This window comes from Dinghuibacter silviterrae (assembly GCF_004366355.1).
Lineage (GTDB): Bacteria > Bacteroidota > Bacteroidia > Chitinophagales > Chitinophagaceae > Dinghuibacter > Dinghuibacter silviterrae.
This window is the reverse complement of sequence record NZ_SODV01000002.1, coordinates 1,966,695-1,990,384: the sequence shown is the minus strand read 5'-3', so window position 1 is coordinate 1,990,384 and position 23,690 is coordinate 1,966,695. Positions and strand designations below refer to the sequence as shown.

Annotated in this window: 13 protein-coding genes; 7 read left to right on the top strand and 6 right to left on the bottom strand. The window is 52.9% G+C overall.

Translation table 11 applies throughout. The annotated features are described in order from the left end of the window. Both EDB95_RS25345 and EDB95_RS25340 read right to left on the bottom strand, forming a co-directional pair. Positions 1-531, bottom strand: coding sequence for a hypothetical protein (locus EDB95_RS25345; protein WP_133999243.1), 531 nt, complete (start codon positions 529-531; stop codon positions 1-3). Positions 532-650: 119 nt separating this feature from the next. Then, positions 651-2,183, bottom strand: a complete 1,533-nt coding sequence (locus EDB95_RS25340; RefSeq protein WP_211352217.1) for a glucuronyl esterase domain-containing protein — start codon at positions 2,181-2,183, stop codon at positions 651-653. Between the two features lie 87 nt (positions 2,184-2,270). Between EDB95_RS25340 and EDB95_RS25335 the strand changes: the two genes are divergently transcribed. From EDB95_RS25335 to EDB95_RS25305, 7 genes are all read left to right on the top strand, one after another. Continuing rightward, the gene (locus tag EDB95_RS25335; RefSeq protein ID WP_133999240.1) at positions 2,271-4,181 is read left to right on the top strand and encodes a sialate O-acetylesterase; all 1,911 of its coding nucleotides are present in this window, start codon (positions 2,271-2,273) and stop codon (positions 4,179-4,181) included. Positions 4,182-4,316: 135 nt separating this feature from the next. Further along, on the top strand, positions 4,317-5,708 hold the full coding sequence (locus EDB95_RS25330; RefSeq protein WP_133999237.1) for a hypothetical protein: 1,392 nt from the start codon (positions 4,317-4,319) through the stop codon (positions 5,706-5,708). 13 nt (positions 5,709-5,721) lie between these two features. Then, positions 5,722-9,267: an RHS repeat domain-containing protein gene (locus EDB95_RS25325; protein ID WP_133999234.1), complete on the top strand. Its 3,546-nt coding sequence runs from the start codon at positions 5,722-5,724 to the stop codon at positions 9,265-9,267. Continuing rightward, the gene (locus EDB95_RS25320) at positions 9,268-10,218 is read left to right on the top strand and encodes a hypothetical protein (RefSeq protein WP_133999231.1); all 951 of its coding nucleotides are present in this window, start codon (positions 9,268-9,270) and stop codon (positions 10,216-10,218) included. It abuts the gene before it with no gap. Positions 10,219-10,226: 8 nt separating this feature from the next. Continuing rightward, positions 10,227-14,864, top strand: coding sequence for a DUF6443 domain-containing protein (locus EDB95_RS25315; protein ID WP_133999228.1), 4,638 nt, complete (start codon positions 10,227-10,229; stop codon positions 14,862-14,864). A gap of 35 nt (positions 14,865-14,899) precedes the next feature. Further along, entirely contained in the window at positions 14,900-15,505 is a 606-nt protein-coding gene (locus EDB95_RS25310) for an SMI1/KNR4 family protein (protein WP_133999226.1), read from the top strand. Between the two features lie 117 nt (positions 15,506-15,622). Continuing rightward, the gene (locus EDB95_RS25305) at positions 15,623-15,985 is read left to right on the top strand and encodes a hypothetical protein (protein ID WP_133999223.1); all 363 of its coding nucleotides are present in this window, start codon (positions 15,623-15,625) and stop codon (positions 15,983-15,985) included. A 55-nt stretch (positions 15,986-16,040) separates the two neighbouring features. On the opposite strand, the gene EDB95_RS25300 is transcribed toward EDB95_RS25305, so the two are convergent. Genes EDB95_RS25300 through EDB95_RS25285 form a run of 4 tightly spaced genes read right to left on the bottom strand, consistent with a single transcriptional unit; the run spans position 16,041 to position 23,624 of the window. Next, positions 16,041-17,900: a glycoside hydrolase family 35 protein gene (locus tag EDB95_RS25300; RefSeq protein ID WP_133999220.1), complete on the bottom strand. Its 1,860-nt coding sequence runs from the start codon at positions 17,898-17,900 to the stop codon at positions 16,041-16,043. A 22-nt stretch (positions 17,901-17,922) separates the two neighbouring features. Continuing rightward, complete coding sequence (locus EDB95_RS25295; RefSeq protein ID WP_133999217.1) at positions 17,923-18,900, bottom strand: glycoside hydrolase family 5 protein; 978 nt, start codon at positions 18,898-18,900, stop codon at positions 17,923-17,925. Further along, the gene (locus EDB95_RS25290) at positions 18,900-20,576 is read right to left on the bottom strand and encodes a RagB/SusD family nutrient uptake outer membrane protein (RefSeq protein ID WP_133999214.1); all 1,677 of its coding nucleotides are present in this window, start codon (positions 20,574-20,576) and stop codon (positions 18,900-18,902) included. Before EDB95_RS25290 ends, EDB95_RS25295 begins: the two co-directional genes overlap by 1 nt. An 18-nt stretch (positions 20,577-20,594) precedes the next feature. Beyond that, positions 20,595-23,624, bottom strand: a complete 3,030-nt coding sequence (locus tag EDB95_RS25285; protein WP_246073782.1) for a SusC/RagA family TonB-linked outer membrane protein — start codon at positions 23,622-23,624, stop codon at positions 20,595-20,597. Between the last annotated feature and the right edge of the window lie 66 nt (positions 23,625-23,690).

The window sequence follows — 23,690 nt, the reverse complement described above, 5'->3', positions numbered from 1 at the left end:
TTATTTGATTTTCCACCAATCCTTTGGAAGGTCCAGGACCTCTTTGCTATTCCCCGCGATCGCCTCATTGAAAAATGACACCAGGGACGAATCCTCAGGAATGTCCTCTCCGACTTTGTAAACAGTTTTATATTCGTCAAAGTATGCTCCCTTAATACGAGCTATTGATGCGGGTATAATGCCTTCTTGTTTTTCATCATACCACTCCGGCTTATCTATTGAACATATTCTTTGCGAGCTGCTATCAATAATGAAAATACCCGCGGAGCTGTATAAGTAGTCTCTTTTAAATGTAGTATCCCGAATCAGTAATTTATTCCTGGTATTAAAAACGTATAGATAACCCCTGATTCCATCCCCTAAATCCTCTGAAGTAGTGACAAAAATGAGATTGTTAAAAGTAATGCTCTTGTGTTTTTTTATGGACTTTCCGGTTAATTCATAGATTCCATTGTATAAATTGGTTGAATCTATATGCGCATCCTTCGGGATAGGGATGGCAACATCGGGATTAGACGTTGTTTTATGCATGCAGGACGACAAGCAAAATATAATCAAGCATCTATTGAAAATTCTTCGGTTCATATCCCAGGTGCCCATTGGCCTTTGTCATCCAAATATGGTATTAAATCTCCATCCTGGTAGAAAAATTAGCGCCGCCCCATTTGCGCATCCGCCCACTTCAAAAACCACTTCATATTCGCCTGATCCTGGTGCCCCTGGTCGTGCTGCCGCCAGGCGAGATGACCGTCCAGCAGGGGCGTGTTGACGGGGGGCATCTTTACCGTTTTATAATCGTCGCCTACACCCAAGTCTTTTACCCCCAGCAACCGGAAAACGGGACCGGCGGCCACGGCCGCCATATAACTCCCTTGCTGATCAAGCCATCGGGCGTCGCCTTTATCAGGCCACCCATAGCTGACAAACACCAGCCGGGGCGCGCAGAGCGCGATCAGCTCGTGGGCGTCTACCGGCAGGTCGCAGGCGGTTTTGCGGCCGAAGGTGGCGTCGGAGGCGCCGTACTTCATAAAGTTGCCGGCCATCCAGTAGTACTCGCCCCCGGTCAGGCTTTCCACGGCTTCGCCAAAATTCCGGCGGTGGAGTTTGGCGCCGCCTTCTCCGGAGGAACCAATCAACCCGAGGGCAAACCTTTGCTCGAAGGCGAGTGTAACCAGGGCTGCTTTGCCGTACCGGGACACCCCTTCTATACCGACATGTTTGGTGTCCACGCCAGGTTCATTTGCTTCGAGGTAATCGAGACAGCGGGCGGCGCCCCAGGCCCAGGCGCGCAGGGCGCCCCAGTCGTCGGGTTTGCGGGGCTGGCCTTTGTTGACAAGACCGATGATGCCGCGCGTCAGTCCGGCGCCGTTATCGGCTTGTATGCTGGCGGGGTTGATCATGGCGTATCCCCAGCCGTCGGCGATGAGCTGGTCGGTGGAGGGGGGATCGTTGTTTACGCCGGGGACACCGGGTTGGTCTACGGGACCGGGTGTCGCCGGTGGACGCGCATTGAACAGCGGCGACAACGGGAAAAGCGAGTACGCGGGATGCTCGTCAAAGACCTTTTGCAACGCCGGATCCTGCTGGACGAGCAGCTTTTTCATCACGGTGTTCAACTCGTCGAGCTGAGCCGGATTCGGCTGACTGGGCGCCGGAGGACGGCTGGGGCCAAACATCATCAACAGGGGCACCGGGCCGTGTGCGTTTGCCGGCAACACGACGGTCATTTCGATGTCGACATTGATCAGGGGATAGGCGCTGTTATCGACATGACCAATGAGCTGTTTGGCGATCACCGGTGTAAAACCGATGAATTCGCGGTCGGTCCATTTGGTTTCCCAGGTCACATGGGGTATATTTTGGGGCAGCCTTCCGTATACCTCGCGCTCCATGTCTTCCAGGATTTCGGGCCGGCGCAGTTTCCACCACGCATCGGGGGTGGTAACCGGTGTACCGTTTTTGAGGCGGAGCGCATCGGGCAGGTCGGGACAGGGGTTGGCCAGGGCCTCGTCGTAGTTGGCGTGGTTGGGATCACGCTCGTTCCCGCTGGGGCCCGGGCGAAGCGTTTTGATGCCCAACTGGTCCATCATGTTCTGGTGGTCCTGTTCGGCGGTGAAGGTGACGGGAGGCGCGGCGGTGTCCCGGGGATTCAAAGCAAGGGCAAGAAGGACAATGAGAAGCATGCGCAATCGTTTTAAGGGTAAATATAAAATGTAACCGATTACAAAAAATAAGTAATTTTCCCAAGAAAAATAAAAGATTCATCCTTAATGAAACCGATTGTAGTTGCCCTGCTCGCCATCCTTTTTTTTAACCCGGTTACCGCCCAGGTGACGCTCCCGCAATTGATCTCCGACCACATGGTCCTTCAAAGGGACGTCCCCCTTACCCTTTGGGGCTGGTCCGCCCCCACGGACAAGGTGATCGTAAAGATCGCCGGCCATACGTATAAAGCTACCCACTCAGGCAATTCCTGGCAAGTCCGTTTGCCGTCGATGAAGGCCGGCGGCCCCTATACATTGGAGATCGCCGGCCAGGTCGTCCGCGACGTCCTGGTGGGCGACGTCTGGTTTTGCTCCGGTCAGTCAAACATGGTCCTGCCGATGGAACGGGTCAAGGAAAAATACCCTGACGAAGTAGCTAACGCCGACTACCCGGAGATCCGGAATTTTTTCGTCCCTACCGCGGCTGACGTCCATGGTCCGGCCAGGGACTTGCCGGCCGCTCATTGGGTAAAAGGCGATACCGCTGGGGTGCTGGGCTTTGGCGCGGCGACCTGGTTTTTTGCCCGGCAATTGTATCAGAAATACCACGTGCCGATCGGCATCATCAATTCGAGTGTCGGGGGGACGCCGATCGAGGCGTGGATCAGCGAACAGGGTTACAAGGATATGCCGGCTTATGCGGAAAGAATTGCGCGGGCGAAAAACGCCGTAGTGGTCGCTCCCGGGCCGGGCACGCGTAGGATCCTTCGCGAACCCGACCAAGGGCTCTCCGGACCCGTCAAATGGTTCGATACCTCGTTTACACCCGAAGGTTGGCATCCCTTCTGGATGCCGGGTTATTGGGCCGACCAGGGTGTAAAAGGGCTCAACGGTGTGGTGTGGTTTCGTAAGGAAATAGACGTGCCGGAGTCGATGGCCGGCAAGCCCGCCAAACTGTTTGTAGGGCGCATTGTCGACGCGGATGAGACTTATGTGAACGGCGTGAAGGTGGGGAACATCACCTATCAATACCCGCCGCGGCGCTACAACATCCCTGCAGGGCTACTCAAAAGCGGCAAAAACCTGATCGTCGTGCGCATTACGAATACGTCGGGCAAAGGCGGCTTTGTACCCGACAAGCGCTACGAGCTGACGGACGGCACGACGCATATCGACATCCGTGGCGACTGGACGTACAAGGTTGGACAGGTGTTCCCGCCACGTGTTTCCGGCGGCGGTTTTGCGCTTCCTTCCGCTCAAAATGAACCCACGGGTCTCTACAACACAATGGTCGCGCCCGCGGTGCAGTATGCCATCAAGGGCTTTGTCTGGTACCAGGGCGAAGCCAACACCTTTGAACCGGTGGAATACAAGAAGCTGCTCCCGGCTTTGATTGCTGATTGGAGGGAAAAATGGCAATTGAGTACCCTACCCTTTTTGTACGTACAGTTGCCCAATTTCCTGGAAGTCCAATACTGGCCCTCGGAAAGCCAGTGGGCAGAACTACGGGAGGCCGAACTGGACGCCCTCTCCGTGCCCAACACTGCCATGGCGGTGACGATCGACGCCGGGGAGTGGAACGACATCCATCCCCTGGATAAAAAGGACGTGGGGGACCGGTTGGCGCTGGCGGCGGAGCACCTTGCTTATGGGGAAAAAGATCTCGTTTATTCGGGACCGATTTATCAATCGGCGGTCGTGCAGACGGACAGCATTGTATTGAGCTTTACGAATACCGGCAGTGGTCTTATGGCCAAGGGCGGGGGCGACTTGCAACAGTTCGCCATCGCCGGGGCGGATAAGAAGTTTATTTGGGCGGATGCGCGGATATTGGGCGACAAGGTAGTCGTCTCCAGCCCGGACATCCCCCACCCTGTTTACGTACGCTATGCGTGGGCAAATAACCCCGAAGGCGCCAACTTATATAATAAGGAAGGACTGCCGGCTTCACCTTTCAGGACGGACGAAGGGCTCTAGTTTATGCAACGTTTTCAAAATATTCGCATTAGCTATACATAATTTTAAACCATAAAATTAATTTTGACCACTATAGGAATCCACCTACATTAGGGGCGCAGACGAATTCTTGCCACTGCCACCAAAACCTTGTTAATGCGCCTCTGGTTGTTGCTATTCTCCTTGCTTTCCACCATCCATTCCTGGGGTTTGGGGGATACGACTATTCAACAGTTACCCGCCCATTACGCGGACAGGGTCCAGGCAAAAGCGGCCTCCATCGACGCCTCCCTCAACAAAAAGACGGCTCAATACATCGCCAAGCTCAACAAGATTGAAACGCGGATCCTGGCTAAGCTACAGAAGCTGAATCCAGCCAAGGCGGCGACTTTGTCACCTTCGCCGTATGACAAATGGCTCGGCAACACCGGCGCGCCTACGAATTATGTGCCAGGGCTGGATACCATGAGAACCTCGCTGGCCTTCCTCCAACAGGGTTCGTCTTCTCTTTCAGGCGCCAGTACCCAGGTCAACCAGCTTCAGGGTAACCTCAACCAGGCCGGGTTGATCGATCAATACATCCAGCAGCGGCGGCAGGAGCTTGCGGGGCTTCTCAGTCAGTATTCCAACCTCCCGCCCGGAGTCACTAACGAGTTTAACGAATACAAGGAGACCGCATACTACTACCGGGCACAGCTCCAAGCTTATAAGGATATGCTCAACGATCCTTCGAAGCTGGAGGCGACGGCTTTGACGGTATTGAACAAGGTCCCTGCCTTTCAACAGTTCATGAGCCGGAACTCAATCCTGGCCAGCCTTTTTGCGGCGCCTCCCGGGGGTATGGGGGCTGGGGCCCTGCCCGTCAATTTAGGTAACCTCCAGACACGGTCCCAGGTACAGCAGGCGATCCAGCAACAGCTGGCGCCGGGCGGGCCAAATGCCCAGCAGGCGTTGCAGCAGCAGATGCAGGCGGCCCAGGGGCAGTTGCAGAGCCTGCAGCAACAGGCAACTCGTTATGCTTCTTCGGGGTCCTCCAGCGACATGGACCTGCCGCCGGGGTTCCAGCCCAACACCCAGAAGACAAAGACGTTCCTGCAGCGGCTGGAATATGGGGCGAACGTACAGTTTGCCCGGGCGGCGTATGACTTTCCGGCGACGGCGAACCTTGGGTTGACACTGGGGTATAAGATTAATGACAAAAGCACCGTCGGCGTGGGGCTGGCCTATACGGCCGGCATGGGGACGGGGTGGAACCATATCCAGTTTTCGAACCAGGCGCTGGGGCTCAGGTCGTACATTGACTGGAAGATCAAGAAGACCTACTATGTGATTGGGGGGTATGAGGAGAATTATATGACGGCGTTTTCGGGGATTGCGGATTTGCGGGACCGGAGTGCCTGGCAGCCGAGTGCGTTGATGGGGGTGGAGAAAAAGTATAAGATTTCTTCAAAGGTGCAGGGGAATATACAGTTGTTGTATGATGTGCTGTATGCGGAGGAGGTGCCCAGGGGGCAGGCGATTAAGATTCGCGTAGGATATAATTTTTAATTGATTTTTATTCATGAAAAAAGGTATTCTCTTTCTTGGGCTTTCGTTGTTTCTTCATGAACATGCATTGATCGCCCAGCAGCTTCTTAATTTCAATAATTTTGCAACAGTCACGGAGGTTCTGCCACCCTCGCCCAGCGCGGGTTCCCTTGGCAAGTACGGAGGCACAAATGTGAATTTATCCTCCGGAAGCCTGAAGTTGGAGATTCCGATCTATCAATATTCCTCCACCAATATCAACATTCCTATTTCGCTTTCGTATAACAGTTCCAGCATTAGGGTGGACGAAATGGCCCCCGTGGCGGGGATGGGTTGGGCATTGAATGCGGGCGGCGCAATCACGAGAACGGTGTATGGAATGGCGGACGAGCTTGTTCCCCGTATGTCTCCACCGGATAGTTTTCCCCAGCCCACCACCAACCTGGTGACTTTTTTGGATGACATCACACCCAACAATTTTACCAGGTCACTTTTTGATGGCCAGCCGGACCTTTTCTCCTTTAACTTCAATGGATATTCCGGTCGATTTGTATTGGATAGCAGTCTGGCACACCCAATTTTATTAACTTATTCCGGGTTAAAGATCGAGAGCCATTTGAGCACCAACATGCCCTCGGACTGGTACTTCCGAATCACTACGCCAGACGGTGTACAGTATTGCTTTGGAGGCGATAGCAGCGTTGAACGATCCTATTCGGTGACCATGGGCACTGGAGTCGGACGTCAATTTGACTATGATGCGCCCAATGCGTTTTATCTGTCGGAAATCATACATCCGAATCGTGATACCGTTTGGCTATCCTATAATCGTGGAGGTTATAGCTATGTTGCTTCCAGCAGCGAGGTGATGCTCATAAAAGATGCCAGACAAGTTCCTAATCCTTGTCAATACTATCAGGTTACCCAGCCACAGCCGAATCCGAACCCCAAAACAACAAACAAAATTTATCTCCAGACCTCCCTTCTCTCCCAAATAACTTCCAGTAGCGGCGCCAAGGTGACCTTAAAATATACCGGTCGTTTGGATGGGGCCGATTCACTTTTGTCCGGGGTATCCATCTTTCAGCCTGGTCAGTCTACACCCTTTAAAAAGTTTGCGTTTTCCTACCAATATGGAAAAGCTCCCCTATACTTTAATACCTATACAGATAGTAACAACGTTTACAGGCCTTTCCTGACCAGCGTTGTCGAAAGCTCACCGGATAGTAGCCTTACCAAGGCCTACAACCTGAAATATAACAACATAAACGGGCTACCACCCAGGCTATCCTATGCACAAGACCAATATGGATATTTTAACGGGAAGTCCAATACGACGCTGATACCCACACCGCAAGACCTTTATTGGCAGCAGGTTTTACCAGGAGCAACCGCCAACCGGAATGTGGATAGCAATTATTGTTTCATGGGCCTGCTCACCAATATCATTTATCCAACGGGGGGACAGGACAGCATCGTCTATGAGCCTAATTATATTTATGGCCCCGTGACGATCAATCCTCCCGATACCACCATTAACCTCAATGCATCCAGTACCACAAGATACCAAGGCCCGGTGGTTACCGACACGATTACCGTGCAATTCACTCAACAGGTTCTTTTAAATGAGTCTTGCACTTATAGCGGGGATCCTTCTACTGTCGATTCATTACACGATAAGGGCTATGCTGAATTTCAGGATCTGACCATGACCGGCGATGCTTACGCATTTAGTATTACGATGCCGACAGGAGGATCAGCCAGCCAGGTGGTTTGGTTGTATCCTGGTAGAACTTATGTAATGACGATTCAATCCTCGGGTATATCGATGTCCGCCAACTTCAACTGGGAATATATGCCCGGGACCGCTCAAACCGTCAATGAGAATCAGGTTGCCGGGGGGAACCGAGTCAAAAGAATCATATCCAACGGACTGATAGGTAATACAAATATCAAACGATACTATTATGGCCGGCTTAGTACATTAAGCCAGTCTTCAGGGGTCGCGATGGTGACACCACAGTTTAACTGGGTTCAAAAAATGATGGTTCCTTGTAATTCTGGCACCTCCTTAAATAATAATGGAAATGAAGGGAAATCTACAGTTGAATGCGACTACTCCGAATACGATTTCTTGACAATGTATTCCAATACACAGGATAATCTATTCCTATTTAGTGGGTCTCCTATTACTTATGGGGCGGTTACGGAGAGTTTTGGTGAGAATTTTGACAATGGCGGCATAGAACACGACTTTACAACGGTTCCAGATGCAGCGGGCGCCAATTTCCTGGGCAACCCCATTCCCAGCGCGCCCTTAACAAGTAACAGCTGGCAGAATGGACAAGAGTATCACCAATACGTATTCAAATCATTGGCAGACGGGGGGACACAACCTATCAAAGAGATTTTTACTGACTATCACGACGATGCCAGAGAAGACAGTGCCGTTCAATCCTATCTGGTTAATATCGAGTTTCAACACCCATGTGTTACAATCCCTCCTGATGCCAATGAAATGGCGCCTTATGACCTGGTCATGTACAGCTACCTTAGGAAGTGGATTTATGTAGATACAGTACGTACCCTGACCTATAGCGCAAATGGACTTTCCTACCTGGCAGATACTGTGGTCACAACTTATGGCAATCCGGCCCATGCCCTTCCGACCCAGATTACGTCATCGGAAAGCAGTAGCACACCAAAGTTGATCAACTATTCGTATCCATACGACCTTACATTGACAGGCACTCCCGAAACGGCGCGTCAGGCACTGATTTCAAATTACATTATTTCCCCGGTTTTGCAACAAGTGGAAACACGAGGGGGAGACACGATGGAAGTGGGCAGAACAGATTACGCTGTTTTCCCCAATAACCTGGTATTGCCTCAAATACAAAACCTGAGGATCATGAACAACGCTCTGGAACCGAGAATACAGGTCTACAGCTACAATAATTCCGGCAAAGTGCTTGAACAATCCAAGGCGAGTGATGCCCATGAAAGCTACCTGTGGGACTACATGTCCATGTACCCCATTGCAAAGGTGTCCAACGGTAAGCAGACCGATATTGCCTATACCTCCTTTGAAGCGGATGGAAGCGGCAATTGGACGATACCCGACACCACCAGGATTCGCCTCGCTGCCATGACAGGCAATATTTCATATCGCCTGACGGGATCCAATGCTATCTCCAAATCTTCATTGACCAGCAGCACCACCTACATCGTTGGATATTGGCAGGACAGCAGCACAAACACCGTCACTGTAAACGGAGCATCTGCGACGCCCAAAATAACTATTGGTGGCTGGACCTACTATGAAGCCACGGTTACAGGGACAACGACAGTGACAGTCGGTGGGACCGGCCTTATCGATGAGCTAAAGCTCTATCCCAAGGGCTCCCTGATGGCAACCTATACCTATGCACCCCTGATCGGTTTGACCAGTCAATGTGATCCGTCCGGCAAGATCACCTATTACACTTACGATGGTCTTGGGCGATTGAAGTTGATCAAGGACCAGTATGGAAATATTGTCAAACGTTACGACTATCAATATCAAACCACCAATCAATAAATGATGAAACAAGTCTTTTTATTGGCTTGCCTGCTCCTTGTCCATCAATTTCTTTTTGCACAATGGTCAACGAATGGCAATAATATTTACAACAGTAATACCGGTCTTGTAGGAATTGGTACCAATAGCCCTAGCCGCCAATTGACGGTCACGTCTGGAACGGGGATTGGTCCTTTGCTCGTTCAAGGACCGGCGGGCTATTTGTTAATAGACAACCAAGGTACCGGGTCATCTTATTACCAGGCCAACACGCTCCATCAGTTTCAGGGCGCATCAAATAACCCAATCATGACATTACTTTCCAATGGCAACGTTGGTATAGGTAACGTTTTACCTGGGTATCCACTGGACGTAAACGGGTCTGTAGCCGCCGGAGGTGCAAATGTCAGCTCAAACACGACAAAATTTTATATAAGGAATGGTTCCGGCAAGACATGGGCCTTTAGTGCTGGAGAGAACAGTGTAAATGAGACCAATTTTGGGCTCTATGACTGGTCGGACAATCAGACAACTCCTTACCTGACGGTCACCAGTCAAGGGAACGTGCTTATTGGAAAGTCATCCCAGGTCAATTCATCCTATATACTGGATGTGGCCGGGACGATAAGGGCGAATCAGGTGGCTGTAAATACAACCGGAGCTGACTTTGTGTTTGACACATCCTACGTTTTACCTTCACTGTCAACAGTCCGGGATTATGTCAGTCAAAACCACCATCTTCCAGGTATTCCTTCCGCCAAGGCAATGCAAACGGAGGGTATCAAGCTAGGCGAAAGCCAGACACAGTTATTGCAAAAGGTAGAAGAGCTAACACTGTATGCCATCGAGGCGGATAAACGTGTATCAAAAGATGAGGAATTGATCGGTCAACAGCAGGCCCTTCTTCTGGCACTTCAGGCGCAGCTCAAGGCACAACAAGCGGAAATAGACCGATTGAAAGCCAAACCTTAACTCATTTTATGCGAACGTCCCCTTTCTTAATACTTGCATTGCTGCCCGGTCTAGCCCTTGCGCAAAGCCGGCCGCAGAGCATTTACCCCGGCACACTGACTCAGGTTCCTGCCCCCACGGTTGGCCTATATACAGGTCCCAGTTATGCGGGGGACACCCTGGTCAACTATGTAAGGACATGGGAAGCCCAACAGCCCTATACAACAGAGGTCTCCCTGCTGGCGGTGACCGCTACTTCCGGGGTTCATCGTACAACTCAGTACGTGGATGGCTTGGGTCGCCCTATCGAGACAGTGTCCTGGCAAATGTCTTCGACCGGTAACGATCTGGTGGCACCGCAGGTATACGATGCCTTCGGTCGCGAGCAATACAAGTTTCTGCCTTACGAAGCGGCGACAAATAATGGGACGTTCAAGACGGCGCCTTTTAGCGATCAGAATAGCTTTTATACCAATACCTACCCCACGGAGGTACCAGGTTTTAAGGGGGAGCAGGTCTTTTATGGGCAAACTCAATTTGAGGTCTCGCCTCTCGACCGGCCATTGATGGTATCGGCTCCGGGGAACAGCTGGACGGGGAGTAATGTAGGGGTTAGCACAGTCTATACTGTGAATGATACCACCGATAAAGTACCTCTTTGGACGATCGGCTTTGCGACAGCTGCAGATGGGAACAATATTCCAGCTACATCGGCGAACTATGCCCCCGGGACGCTGTACAAGACGGTGACGACAGATGAACGGGGGAGCCAGATGATAGAGTATAAGGACCTGGATGGACAAGTGGTAGAGAAAAAGGCTCAAGTGGCGGATGTGCTCAATGTCTCGGATCCTTATACAGGTTGGCTGGTGACAATGTATGTGTATGACCACCTGAACCAGCTCAGGGTGGTGATTCCTCCCAAAGCGGTAGACCAGGCCAAGGCCAGCAGTTGGAGTCTGACGCTGACCATGTTGGACGGGCTTTGTTTCCGCTATGAATACGACTATCGCAAGCGGATGTTGGGGAAGAAAGTTCCCGGCGCAGCTTGGGCATGGATGGTGTATGACAAACGTGATCAGTTGGTGTTCAGCCAGGATGGGAACGAAGCGGCCAAAGGGGAGTGGATGACGACGCTATACGACGCTTTGAACCGGCCGATCATGACGGGGATGACGAGCTACAGCGGAAGCCAGTCTCAGCTTCAGCACTACGTGGACAGTGTGACAGTAAATCCTGTGAGTAGCACCCGGACGGACAGTATTAAGGGAGTATCTGGCGTGGTTCCCAACCTGACGGTGAGCACAAGACAGGTGGGGGATACCGCCTATCATGCGTCGGGAACCATTCTTTTTACATCTGGGTTCCTCTCCGAAAATGGGGCAAGCTTTTTGGCAAGTATCACAGCCGGCAACTCTTCAACCATTACCGACACGACGACGGTTACGGGGAACCCCATCCCATCGGGGTCTACTTTTATCCCGCTGACGCAGCACTTTTATGATGATTATACCTGGGGCACGGCTAAGGCCTATAGTACGGGGCATAACAACCAACTTGACTATGGGAGCAACGCCTATGCCGACGCCGTGCCGTCGGGCAAGAGCCTGCTGACCCGGGGACTGCCTACGGGAACCCGCGTCCGGGTGTTGGAGGACTCTGCTAATCTAACCCTGGGCGGCTGGCTGGAGACGGCATCGTTTTATGATGACAAAGGCCGCGTGATCCAGACACAGAGCGATAACTACAAGGGAGGAGGGGATACCCTGACCAGCAGGTATGACTTTGCGGGCAAGGTCGTCTCCAGCTACCTGGCTCACGGCAACCCTCAGGCATCTGCCTGGATGCGAGTCAAGACCAATATGAACTATGACGGTACCGGTCGCCTGACGAATGTTGTCAAAACGGTCAACGATAATCCGCTCTTTACCCGGACGATTGCCCAATATACCTATACCCGCCTCGGCCAGATCAAGACCAAGTTGATCGGTCAGAGAGGAAGCGCCCCTTTGGAGACCCAGGCATATGACTATAACATCCGAGGCTGGCTAAAGGGGATCAACCGCCCCTACGCCAACGGCACCGGTACTGCCTGGTGGGGTATGGACCTCTCTTACGACTGGGGGTACGACTCCACAGCTCTGAACGGAAACATCTCCGGTATCCGCTGGCGGAGCCAAGGCAACGGAGAGCAGCGGTCTTATGGCTATGCCTATGACCGGGCCAATCGGCTCCTGTATGCCGACTTTAACCAGCTCTTTGGCTCTACCTGGGGTAAGAGTGACCCCAACAACAGCAACGCCAGCCTGAAGATCGATTTTTCTAGCTGGCTGGGGGACGGAAGGAGCTACGGGACAGCTTATGACGACAATGGGAACATCCTGGGGATGCACCAGCAGGGTCTGACAGTCAATACTAGCCAGTTGATCGACAACCTGACGTACGACTATGGATCAACCAACCCCGCCAATCAGTTACAAGGGGTGACAGACTCGGTCACTGCTAACGATCACCTGGGCGACTTCTATGACGGTCACCCCGGAACAGGAGACTATGGTTATGATGCCAATGGCAACCTATGGGAAGACCTGAACAAGGGAATCAACTGGATCACCAACGACCATTTGAACCTACCCTACCAGGTGGCGGTAAACCCGTCAACAGGGTCAAAGGGTACGATCACCTACATCTATGATGCCCTGGGCACCAAGCTGGAAAAAAGGGGCCACGAACTACCGGACTCTGCCGACGGCCAGCAGGACAAGTACACCAATACGGACTATATAGGAGGCCTAGTGTATGAGAACAATATCCTCCAATTCATTGACCATGAAGAGGGAAGGATCCGGACATTTGCAAACGCCTGCGGGCAAGTGCGGCTGGACACCCTGGAATACGACTATTTCCTGAAGGACCACCTGGGGGATACCCGGATGGTACTAACGGATGAGTTCAGAAGGGACGCCTACCCGATGGCAACGATGGAGCCGGGGGACTCGGCGGTTGAAAACCTATTCTACGCCAATTTGGACGTCACGCGGACAGCGATCAGCGGGATCAGCAGTTACCCGACGGACAACACGACGAACCCGAACGCCTTTGTAGCGGCAGTGGGCGGTAATAACAGTTCAGTCAAGATCGGTCCGAGCATAACGCTGAGGGTAATGTCCCAGGACACGATCACGATGCGGGTGAGCAGTTGGTATAACCAGGGGGGCAATAGTCCGAGCTACCTGCCGCTACCGGTGGGGAACCTGGTATCGGCCTTATCGACCAGCCTGGCGAGCGCGGCCCAGGCGGCAGAGGGAGCGATCGTGCTACCGACGACAACGCTTCTGCAACCGGATGCAACCAACTTTATTGGTAGTCAGCCGGTGACGACACCTACGGCGCCGAAGGCCTACCTGAACTGGATCTTTTTTGACGACCAGTTCCGGTTTGTGTCGCAGGGGAGTGGCAGCCAGCAGGTAACGGCCAACAGTGGGTCGGTGAACCAGATGACCCCGGGGTCGGTGACGGTGCCGAAGAGCGGATATGTGTATATTTATGTAAGCAATGCCGACTCGTTGACGACAGTGTATTTTGACAATTTGCAGGTGACGCAGAGTCATGGGCCGTTGACGGAGGAGGAGCATTATTATCCATTTGGACTGACAATGAGTGGGATCAGTTCCCAGGCGCTGTCCTTCGGAAAGTATAACAAATATAGGTATAACGGTAAGGAGCAGCAAAACAAGGAGCTTGCGGATGGATCAGGTCTGGAAAGTTATGATTATGGCGCAAGATTCTTTGACAATCAAGTAGGTAGATGGAACACCCAAGATCCTCATTCTTCTTCGTATGACTTATTTAGCCCATATTCCTATGGCCTAGATAATCCTATCAAAATGATTGACCCCAATGGGGCGGATACCTACCTTAGTGGGGAAGCAGCTCAGGATTTCTATCGAAACTTAACATTGGCGGGGTCTCTTGGTCAAAAGATAGACGGGAACTTTTCAGATGCATTGGCACAAGGTGAAAAGGAGAAGTATGGTGGAGAGAGCGACAACAATTTCACTATAAAAGGTGCGTACCCGGTTTTTCAAAGTATCACACCCTCTATTTTTGGCCACGTAAATTATGCAATAAATGGTCTAGGATACTCTAATGTATTGACAAGAGGGTTTTCCAGTAATACTGAACGTCAAAGGCGATTAGCTCTTAGGGAATGGGACGGTTATAAAAGGCCGTCAGGTTATAGTGTTGATGAATACCCATTCGCCGGATCTTACGAGGGAGGATTAGGAGACGCGGATCCGAGACTGCCCTCAACGGCACTAGTACCAGTAGATGAACAAAATATACAAAGAGAGCAACTGCGAGGCCTGTTTAGCTTAATGAATGCTGGCGAACGATTCATTGTTTACTTAATACCAGAGAAACAATATAATGCACCGTTTGCAAATCCTTATTGGATACTCGATCCCGATGGAAAATGGAGAAGTATGGGAAAAGTAATTCAAAGGCCTGTCTCAGTTTCAGGGGGTTGGGATAGATCTATACAATTGGGCCAATTAGGTCAGCTAGGCATGAGGTTAAATATCAATCCAGAAGAACTAGAAAACCTGGGAGAAGTTTGGTCTGAACTTTCAGAAGGTATCCAGGGTCTGCTGGAAGCATTTTAAAATCTTTTGCGTAGATAAATTTATTAATTCAGTTTATGAGTAATATATCAAGGTTTCTTGACGAGCTTTTGCAACAACTTATAAAATCAGGCTCCCCGCTTGCCAATGAGCTGCAGGCTGGCATTGATAAAAGCGCTATCGAAACGGAAGTTTCCAAATTTGAAATAGCCCTTCCTGAGGAAGTATATGATCTGTATTCTTGGAGAAATGGGTTAAACTCCGATTATTTAGAAAGTAATAAACTTGGCGCATTGGAGTTGTTTCGTCTAGCCGTTTTCCCACCATTTGAAGTTGCCATGGAAGACTATGAGCAATACAGTCAAAAAAATGTTTATTGGGAAAAGGAAATGTTCCCATTATTCGGCAGCGGAGGAGGTGACTACTATTTGATAAATTGTGGACAAAATTCTGAGGAAAAGGGGATGATCTTTTACTATTCTCCCTCGAACTATGAATTTGATGGCTCGATTTCAATATTTGACTCGCTTGAAACGTTAATTCAAAGCGTGACTGTGTGTTATGAGGAGAGGGCCTATTGGTTTGGATCGGATCGATACCTAGAAATAGATTACACGATTGAAGCCGAAATTTGTCAGGCTAGAAACCCTTTATCTGCATACTGGCGCCTAGATAAAAGTTAGATGATCAAGAGAAATTATATGAATTCGAGTGGGCAAATTGTGAATCCCGGGGCAGGAAGAACACTTTAAAACTCCGCATTTGCGGGGCACTTACCTTTATAGCCCCAAAGTCATAGTATGACAAACATAGTAATTGATCATTTGAAAATAATAAAGGGAGAGCAATTGAGTAGCGTCATCTTCATGCAAGACTATCTTCAATTGGATTTTGATGGCAATCTTATTTCCTGTTATAAATGGCCAAAAGTTACTCTAAATAGAGTGGGGCACTCTTTTGGAGATCTTGAATACAGGAATGCAATTTGCGACTTGATCTCTTTAGAGGTTATCGATGTTATATCTACATCCGTAGAAGTATTAATTGAATTTAAAAGGGGAACAATATCATTTTTGATGGAAGGGTGCGATGAGGTTATTTATTTTACAGACAGCAATAAGGAGTGGTCGTACTATCCATTTCAAAAAAAAGAGGGTGAATAAGAATAATTATGGACCTCGTCCAATTCGGGATACACACATAAGTCGGAACTGTCATTTACTGCAACACATCCAATATTGGGTGATCAATTCCCTGCAGGGAATCCTGATCCGTTTTCAGCAATTCAAGCACGACCACCTCGTTTTTCCCTTTCCTAAGCCACTCGACGGGGACATATAGTGTCTGCTGTGGCCCCACCCGCCAGTGCCGGCCAAGGTTGTGCCCGTTGACCCACACCACTCCCTTACCCCAGCGGCTCATATCGAGGTAGGTGTCACCAAGGGTCTCCAGAATAAAGGTTCCGTGGCGAAGTACCGGAGCGCCCCCAGGTGCCGTAAAAGAGGCAGCAGCCTCGGGTGTCCCCAACGCGGCGGCTGCGTGTGAGGCGGCCAAAGACGTGGGCGCAGCGACTAAAGGCGCAGTGGAGAACGGCAGCCTATACATACTCCAGTTCCGAAGCACATGCTCCCCCCATGTCACCTGTCCGGTGATCCCCTTGTTGTTCCGAAGCAAATAAGGCCCAAAATTGACCCGCCCCAGGTTCTCCACCAGGATGTCGATCTGAGCATTCCCGTTCAAAGAAACTGGAATGCTATCCTGCTTCAACCGCCGGTCAAGCACCCCCACACGAGAACCATTGACAAACACCAGCGCAAAGTCGCTCAACCCATGCACCGTCAGTAGCGCAGTCCCGTTTCCCTTCAAAGAAGTTCGGTAAAGGACATACCCATACGCCTGGTGCAACTCCTCAAACGTAAGCGGCCGATCCGAAACCACCGGCCGCGGAAGCCCATCAAAGACCGAGGCGGAATGGTCAAAGGCAATCGAAGGAACATTGATCGCAGGCCGCGCAGCAGGGACTGAAGGCAAGGCATACGGCACATGCGCCTGTATCACCTTCCGGAAAGCCCAATATTTAGCCGTCGGATTCCCCGCCTCGTCGAGGGGCGCATCATAGTCATAACTGCTGGTCTGCGGCTGGAACCAGGACGAATCATAGTTGTTGGCCCCGTTCATAAACCCGCGGGTAGTCCCCCCATGGAACATGTACATATTGATCGAAATACCGGCCGACAGAAGGGTATCGAGCTGCCCGGTGTACTGAGCAAAAGGGACGGTATGGTGTACCTCCCCCCACCAGTCAAACCAGGCGGGGTACCATTCGGCGACATAGTAAGGGCCTTTGCCGCCGTGGTATTTATTTACCGTGGATTTTACGACCGAAGGCTCCACCGTCCCGTTGACAGCAGGCAACAACCCGGTCAAGTGTCCATGAGGCACGTCTTTAGGGGGATCGCAGGTATAAAGAAGCCCGTCAAACCCGGCCTGAACGAACAGCCGCCGGTTAAGAGCAAGGTAGGCGCTATCCGCCCCATACGACCCATACTCGTTCTCGATCTGCACCATCAGGATATTCCCCCCGTGGTTCACCAGCAGGGGCGACAGTTGCTTGCCGACGGCAGTAATATACGCCTTATAGGCGTTCAGGTAGGCGGTGTCGGTCGAACGAACGACGAGCCCTTTGATATTTTGCAACCAGTAGGGGTAGCCGCCATATTCCCACTCGGCGCAGACGTAGGGACTGGGCCGGAGGATAACCCAAAGCCCTTCTTCCTGCGCCGTGCGGACAAAGGCCGCGATGTCGTTGTTGCCGGTGAAGTCGAAACGGCCTTTTTCGGGTTCGTTGAGGTTCCAGAAAACGTAGGTTCCGATGGTGTTCAGGCCCATCGCTTTGGCCATACGCATCCGCTGGCGCCAGGCCTCCCGGGGTACGCGGGCGTAGTGCATTTCGCCCGAAATCATCTGGAAGGGTCGCCCGTCGAGTAAGAAGGTTGAATCCCCTAAGGTAAAAGTGTGTTGCCCATAACCATCCTTTGACAAAAGCCCGAGGAGCAACAAGGCCCAAAAAAATCTCATGTATCGCTTATTTTCAAATTAATCAGAGTCCCCAGCCATATTGCACCTTGGTGAGGCCGCTGGCATTGTTGACGGTCATGGCGGACCCGTTGAGGGTGAACAGGCTGAAACTATCGCCGGTACGCAAACCCGGCCAGTAGACGCTGCCGATCGACCGCAACTTGAGTTCGTTCGTGAGCCCCTGAAGATAGGCGACGCTTACGTCGGGGGGCGTCGCCGCGAGGTAGTTCTCGCCGGTGGTCATGGGTATCCCGAATTCTGTGAGCACCGTACGGCTGGGGTAGGCCACGGAAAGGATGGCTTGTTCCCAGTCACTGACGGTCTTATAATTGCTGTTAAACCAGGTGTAGGAATGGTAGGATAACATACAACTGTCGAACCGGCTGTCGGCGCCTATGTCGTTGACGTCCGTGGCATACCCGGCGCCGTCGAGGAAAACACGGCCCCGGGGTACGGAAGGATAGTTGCTGAGCCATTGGACGTATAAAGACTCCAGGTCTGACACGCTATACCCGAAGGGCTCGTTGAAGACCTCGAAATAGACATTGGCGTTGGTCCCGTATTGGGTCGTTAGCGCCTGCCACATGCTCCAGAACTGGGTAAGGTTGTCGACCAGCCCGTCTTTGGCGCTGGTGCCTTCCCAATAGCCGAGGATCACGCGGAACCCGCGGGCCACGGCCTCGTCGATGGCGCCCTTGTAGGCATTCCACCAGGGACCGGCAACCGTGTACGGATTGACGGGGAGACGGACGGTATTGGCGCCGGCCTGCTGAAAGGCGGAGAGGATGACGCCTGCCTTTGCCCGGACGGTATCATAGCTGTCGGATGTGAGGAGCCCGCTGGGTACGACGACGGTATCGGAATAGTTGTCGTGGATGTCGGCCCAGTTGACGCCTTTGAAGTCAGCGGTAGTTGCCGGCGTGCCGCCGGTGGAGCCTTTTGCACTTTTCGTGCAAGCGGCACCCACCAGCAGAGCCAGACAAAGAAAGGTCCTTTTCATTAGTATCCTGTGTTCTGTTGCAATTGATTATTGGAAGCCAGAATTTCGGTCCTGGGGATCGGCAACCAGTAGTCCTTGGGCAGGAACAACCGGCCGGAGAGGGCCACCTGGCGGGTATAGGTATACCCACCGGCGCCGTTGGACGCGACGTTTATACCCCAGGCAGGCACGTTTTCGGTGCTGTCGGCAATCTTCCAGCGACGTACGTCGTAGAACCGGTGTTCTTCGAAGGCGAGTTCCACCTGGCGTTCGTTCCACACGGCCGTCCGCATTTCGGACTGGGTCAGACCGGCGGGGAGGTTGGGCATGCCGGCGCGGGTGCGGATCTGGTTGATCGCGCTATAGACGGTGGCATCGGGACCGGAGGCTTCGTTTTGTGCCTCGGCATAGTCGAGCAGGATCTCGGCGTAGCGGATGTAGATCCATGGTTGGATACCGGCCACGTTCCAGGGGTTGTTGATCGGGTTGTTGTCGTCCATGAATTTTCGCAGATAGTACCCCGTCTTGGTGGTGTTCCAGTTGGAGGGACCGTCCTTGCTGTCCAGGCCGCCGGGCGTATAGCATTGGACCTGGCGGCCGCGATAGGTGGAACCGTTATACAGGACCGTCGCATAGAAGCGGGGGTCGCGGTTGACGTAAGGGTTTGTGGAATCATACCCGGAGGTGGGGTCGCTGATGGTTTTCCCGTTGCTCATCTGGTAGGAGTCGACGAAGTTCTGGAGCGGGGTGTTCCCGGCCCATCCGCCGTAGCCGTTGGGACCGTTGGCGATCTCCAGACAAACGTGGCGGGCGCCGATGGTATACAACCGCTCGAAAATGATCTCGTTGCTGTTGGCGGACGAATTCAGGAACAGGTTGCCATAGATGGGTTCCAGGGAATATTTGCCCAGGTTGATGACGGCCTGCGCGGCAGCAGCGGCGTCCGCCCAGGTACCGGCGTTGTACAGCGGGCTGGCGGCATAAAGCAGCAACCGTGCTTTGAGCGCCATGGCCGCGCCTTTGGTCGCCCGGCCGAGGAGCCAGCTGGTGCCGTCATTGGCGGCGGGGAGGTATTGGGTGGCCGAGTCCAGTTCGGAGACGGCATAGTCGATACAATCCTTGATGGACGAACGCACATACAGCGAAGGATCCTGTAAGTTGGAGTCGAGGTCGATCACCCGGTTCCCCATCAGCACCACGCCGCCGTAGTTGCGGATCAGGTCTTGGTAGCGGAAGGCGCGCTGGAAGTGCAATTCGCCCAGGAGTTCCTGTTTGTGCCCTGCGCTCATCTGCACCTGCCCGATGTTGTTGATGGCAAAATTGATCTCGCGGATGCTGCGGTAGCTGCGTGCCCATATAGTGCTCGCGATACCGAGGTTTTCGGGGGCAAGCTGCCCACGGACGATCAGCCAGCTGTTGTCGTCGTTGTTATAGATGGATTCATCCGTGACGGAGCTCCACATGGAGTACTCGAAGCCGCGTCCGAAACCGGGGGGCGTCCCCTCCCCTTCCTTGTTCTGCAGTGTCGCCCCGATATAGCGGTTGATCACGTAGTCTTCGAAAAGGGTGGAATCTCCCAGGACCGCGGTATTGGATATCACGGACGTGGTTTGTATATCGAGAAAATTCTTTTTACAGGAGGTCGCCCCGAAAACACTGGCCATTAGGGCGGGTATTACAAAATATCTGGTTTTCATCTTGTCCTTTTTTGTTGTTTAGAAACTCACGTTCAGACCGCCGTTGATGATCTTTTGCTGGGGGTAGAACTGGCCGGAGCCGCTTGTCCCTTCCGGATCGTAGTCTTTCACCTTGGTGATGGTAAACAGGTTGAACGCGCTGACGTAGAACCGGAGCGCAGTCACCTTGATCTTGGTCAGGGTCTTGCTGTTCACGGTGTAACCGAGCTGGATGTTCTTCATCCGGAGGAAGGCCGAGTTGTTTAGCCAGAAGGTATTGTTGTACAAACCGCCGTTGATGCTGGAAGAGGCGCGGTCGTCGACGCGGGGATAGGTCCCGTTGGGGTTGTTGGGGCTCCAGCGGTTGTCTGCCCAGCTGCTGTAGAAGTTCCCTACCGTGCCGGATTCGGGCAACACATAAGTGCTGACGTCGGCCTGGCCTGCAAATACCATCGATAGATCCCAGTTCTTGTACCCGCCGTTGAGGACGAAGCCATAGGTGATCAGGGGGATGTCGCCGTATTTGGAACGAACCTGGTCGTCGGCGGTGATCTGGCCGTCGCCGTTGTAGTCTTTGTAGATGAGGTCGCCCAATTGGTTACCGGTGAGGTGCGGATACTTGGCAAGGTCGGCGGCGCTGCGGAAGATGCCGGTGGCCTGGTACAACAGGTAAGTGCCCAGGGGATGACCGGTCTGTGCCTGGTACGGCAGCGTACCGGCGGCTTCGCCGATGTAGATCACCTTGCTTTTGGCATAAGTAAAGTTGCCGGAGATGCCATAGCTGAAGTCCCCGCTATGGTTGGTATACCCCAGCGTGGCTTCTACCCCGTTGTTGTTGATCTTGCCGATGTTTTCCGAAGGCGTCAGCGTGGACCCGCTATAGGGGTTGACGATCCCGGTCACCGCGGCGATGGCCGCGCTCGGCGCCATCAGGATGTCGCTGCGTTTCTGCTGGAAGTAGATGAATTCGAGGGTGAAGTGGTGCAGGAAAGCGGCATTCAGACCGATGTCGGTCTTCTTGGCGCGTTCCCAGGTGATGTCGGGGTTTGCCAGCTTCGTGAGGTCGATACCCGGGTGGATGCTGCCGCCGATGACGTATTGGTTGTTAAAACCGTAGTTGTCGAAGTACTGGAACAAACCGACGTTGTCGTTCCCGAGTTCACCGTAGGAGGCGCGGAATTTCAGGTCGTCGAACACCGGTACGTTGAACCATTTCTCCTTGGAAATGCGCCAGCCCGCGGAAACAGCCGGGAACAAGCCGTATTGTTTGCCGGCGGGGAAGGTCGATGAGCCGTCGACGCGGCCCTGGACTTCGAGGAGGTATTTTTCCTTATAGTTATAGTCGAGACGGCCGATGTAGCTGCGGCGTGTAAAGTTGTAGCTGCTGCCGCCGTTGGTGGCGTCGGTCGCCGCGGAACCGCCCTGGGACAATTCCGGGGTCAGGTCCGTGGGGAAGTCGAGCCGGTTGGCGTCAAACACGTCGTAGTGGTTGGTGCTTTGTTCGTAAGCGACGAAGGCGTCCACGTGGTGATCCCCGAACTGACGGGTATAGTTCAGTTTGAGGTTCGACGTGAGCAGGCTGGTGTTCTGCTGGCTTTCGTACAGCGTGGCCAGGTTGTTGGAACCGCCCACGATCGTGGCGTCATAGACCTTATTCGTCGAATCGTAGGTCCAGAGATTGTACGGTTTGGCAAAGGACTTGTCAAAGCTAAACGACTCGTCGACGGCAAAGAAACCGTCTACCGACAGGCCGCGGACGCCCGGTATGCTGTAAGAACCTTTGAGGATGCCATTGAATACGTATGTGGGGTTGACGTTTGTACCGCCAATGGAAGTGACTTCCGCGATCGGGTTGTCGTTCTCGATCCCCGTGGTCAGAAGGCCGTTGGGATACTGGGCCAGCACGGTCGGGTAGGCACGATAGATGGCGCGGAAAATGTCGGACGCCCCTACCTGGGGATATTGCCGGCTTTCTTCACGGCCGGATAGGTACAGGCCAAACTTCAAGCGCGGGGTGACGGTGGCGTCGATGTTGCTTCGGAAGTTGTATTGATTGTATTTGGTCGCACCGTTCCGGTACAACGCGTCCTGGGTCGTCAAACCGGCGGACAGGAAGTATTTGATGTTTTCGGTCCCCCCGCTGAGCGACAGGTTCTGCTGTGTCTGGGGTACGGACTTGCGCAGGGTGAGCGCGCGCCAGTCGGTATTGGGATAATAGATCGGATCGGAACCGTCCCGGAATTTCTGGATCTGTGCAGCCGTATAAAATTGGTTCAGACCGCCGGCGGGATTGTCGTAGTACTCGATCTCGTTCATCAGCGTGGCGTACATGGGGGCGTCCGCCATCTTTGGTAACCGGGTCGCGGAAGCAACACCCACGTTCAGGTTGTAGTTGATCTGGGGTTTGCCCATTTTACCACGCTTCGTGGTGATGAGGATAACGCCGTTGGCCGCCCGGCTTCCGTAAACGGCCGCCGAAGCGTCCTTCAGGATGGAGAAGCTTTCGATGTCGTGAGGGTCGAGGCGCTCCAGACCGCCGATCTGGCCGGGAACCCCGTCCACGACGATCAGCACGCTGTTGTCCCCGGTGGTCGCCAGACCCCGGATCAGGATACCGGAGCCGTCATACCCCGGTTCGCCGGAGGTATTGTTGGCGATCAGACCGGAAAAACGGCCGGCCAATGAGTTGGACAGGTTGGGTTGAGGGCTTTTGACCACTTCCGAGCCTTGTACGCTGGAAATCGAGCCGGTCAGGGTCGCCTTTTTCTGCGTACCGTAACCGACAACGACCACATCGCCCAGGCTTTTTTCCGTGGCTTCAAGCTCTACGGACAGGGTCGTTCTCCCCCGGACCGGAAATTCAGCCGGCGCATAGTTGATAGCGGTGATGATCAGCGCGCCATCGGAGGGGACTTTCAGATGAAAGGCCCCGGTGGCGTCGGCGGTGGTGCCGTTCGAAGTACCCTTTACGGTGATGGTGGCACCCGGTACAGGGCTGCCGCCGGAGGTAACCCTTCCTTTTACGGTGATCAGGTTGTCCTGCGCCCAGGTCAGGGCCGGCAGAAACAAGACAATAAAAAATAGGGGAAATAGATGCCGCGGAGGACGCAGCCAAGCAATTCTACTTTTCATAAA

Excerpts from the sequence above, each read along its gene's own strand:
- EDB95_RS25340 (WP_211352217.1), bottom strand. The coding sequence starts at position 2,183 with ATGCTTCTCATTGTCCTTCTTGCCCTTGCTTTGAATCCCCGGGACACC.
- EDB95_RS25305 (WP_133999223.1), top strand. The coding sequence starts at position 15,623 with ATGACAAACATAGTAATTGATCATTTGAAAATAATAAAGGGAGAGCAA.
- EDB95_RS25300 (WP_133999220.1), bottom strand. The coding sequence starts at position 17,900 with ATGAGATTTTTTTGGGCCTTGTTGCTCCTCGGGCTTTTGTCAAAGGAT.
- EDB95_RS25345 (WP_133999243.1), bottom strand. The coding sequence starts at position 531 with ATGCATAAAACAACGTCTAATCCCGATGTTGCCATCCCTATCCCGAAG.
- EDB95_RS25290 (WP_133999214.1), bottom strand. The coding sequence starts at position 20,576 with ATGAAAACCAGATATTTTGTAATACCCGCCCTAATGGCCAGTGTTTTC.
- EDB95_RS25310 (WP_133999226.1), top strand. The coding sequence starts at position 14,900 with ATGAGTAATATATCAAGGTTTCTTGACGAGCTTTTGCAACAACTTATA.
- EDB95_RS25325 (WP_133999234.1), top strand. The coding sequence starts at position 5,722 with ATGAAAAAAGGTATTCTCTTTCTTGGGCTTTCGTTGTTTCTTCATGAA.
- EDB95_RS25320 (WP_133999231.1), top strand. The coding sequence starts at position 9,268 with ATGATGAAACAAGTCTTTTTATTGGCTTGCCTGCTCCTTGTCCATCAA.
- EDB95_RS25315 (WP_133999228.1), top strand. The coding sequence starts at position 10,227 with ATGCGAACGTCCCCTTTCTTAATACTTGCATTGCTGCCCGGTCTAGCC.
- EDB95_RS25330 (WP_133999237.1), top strand. The coding sequence starts at position 4,317 with ATGCGCCTCTGGTTGTTGCTATTCTCCTTGCTTTCCACCATCCATTCC.
- EDB95_RS25335 (WP_133999240.1), top strand. The coding sequence starts at position 2,271 with ATGAAACCGATTGTAGTTGCCCTGCTCGCCATCCTTTTTTTTAACCCG.
- EDB95_RS25295 (WP_133999217.1), bottom strand. The coding sequence starts at position 18,900 with ATGAAAAGGACCTTTCTTTGTCTGGCTCTGCTGGTGGGTGCCGCTTGC.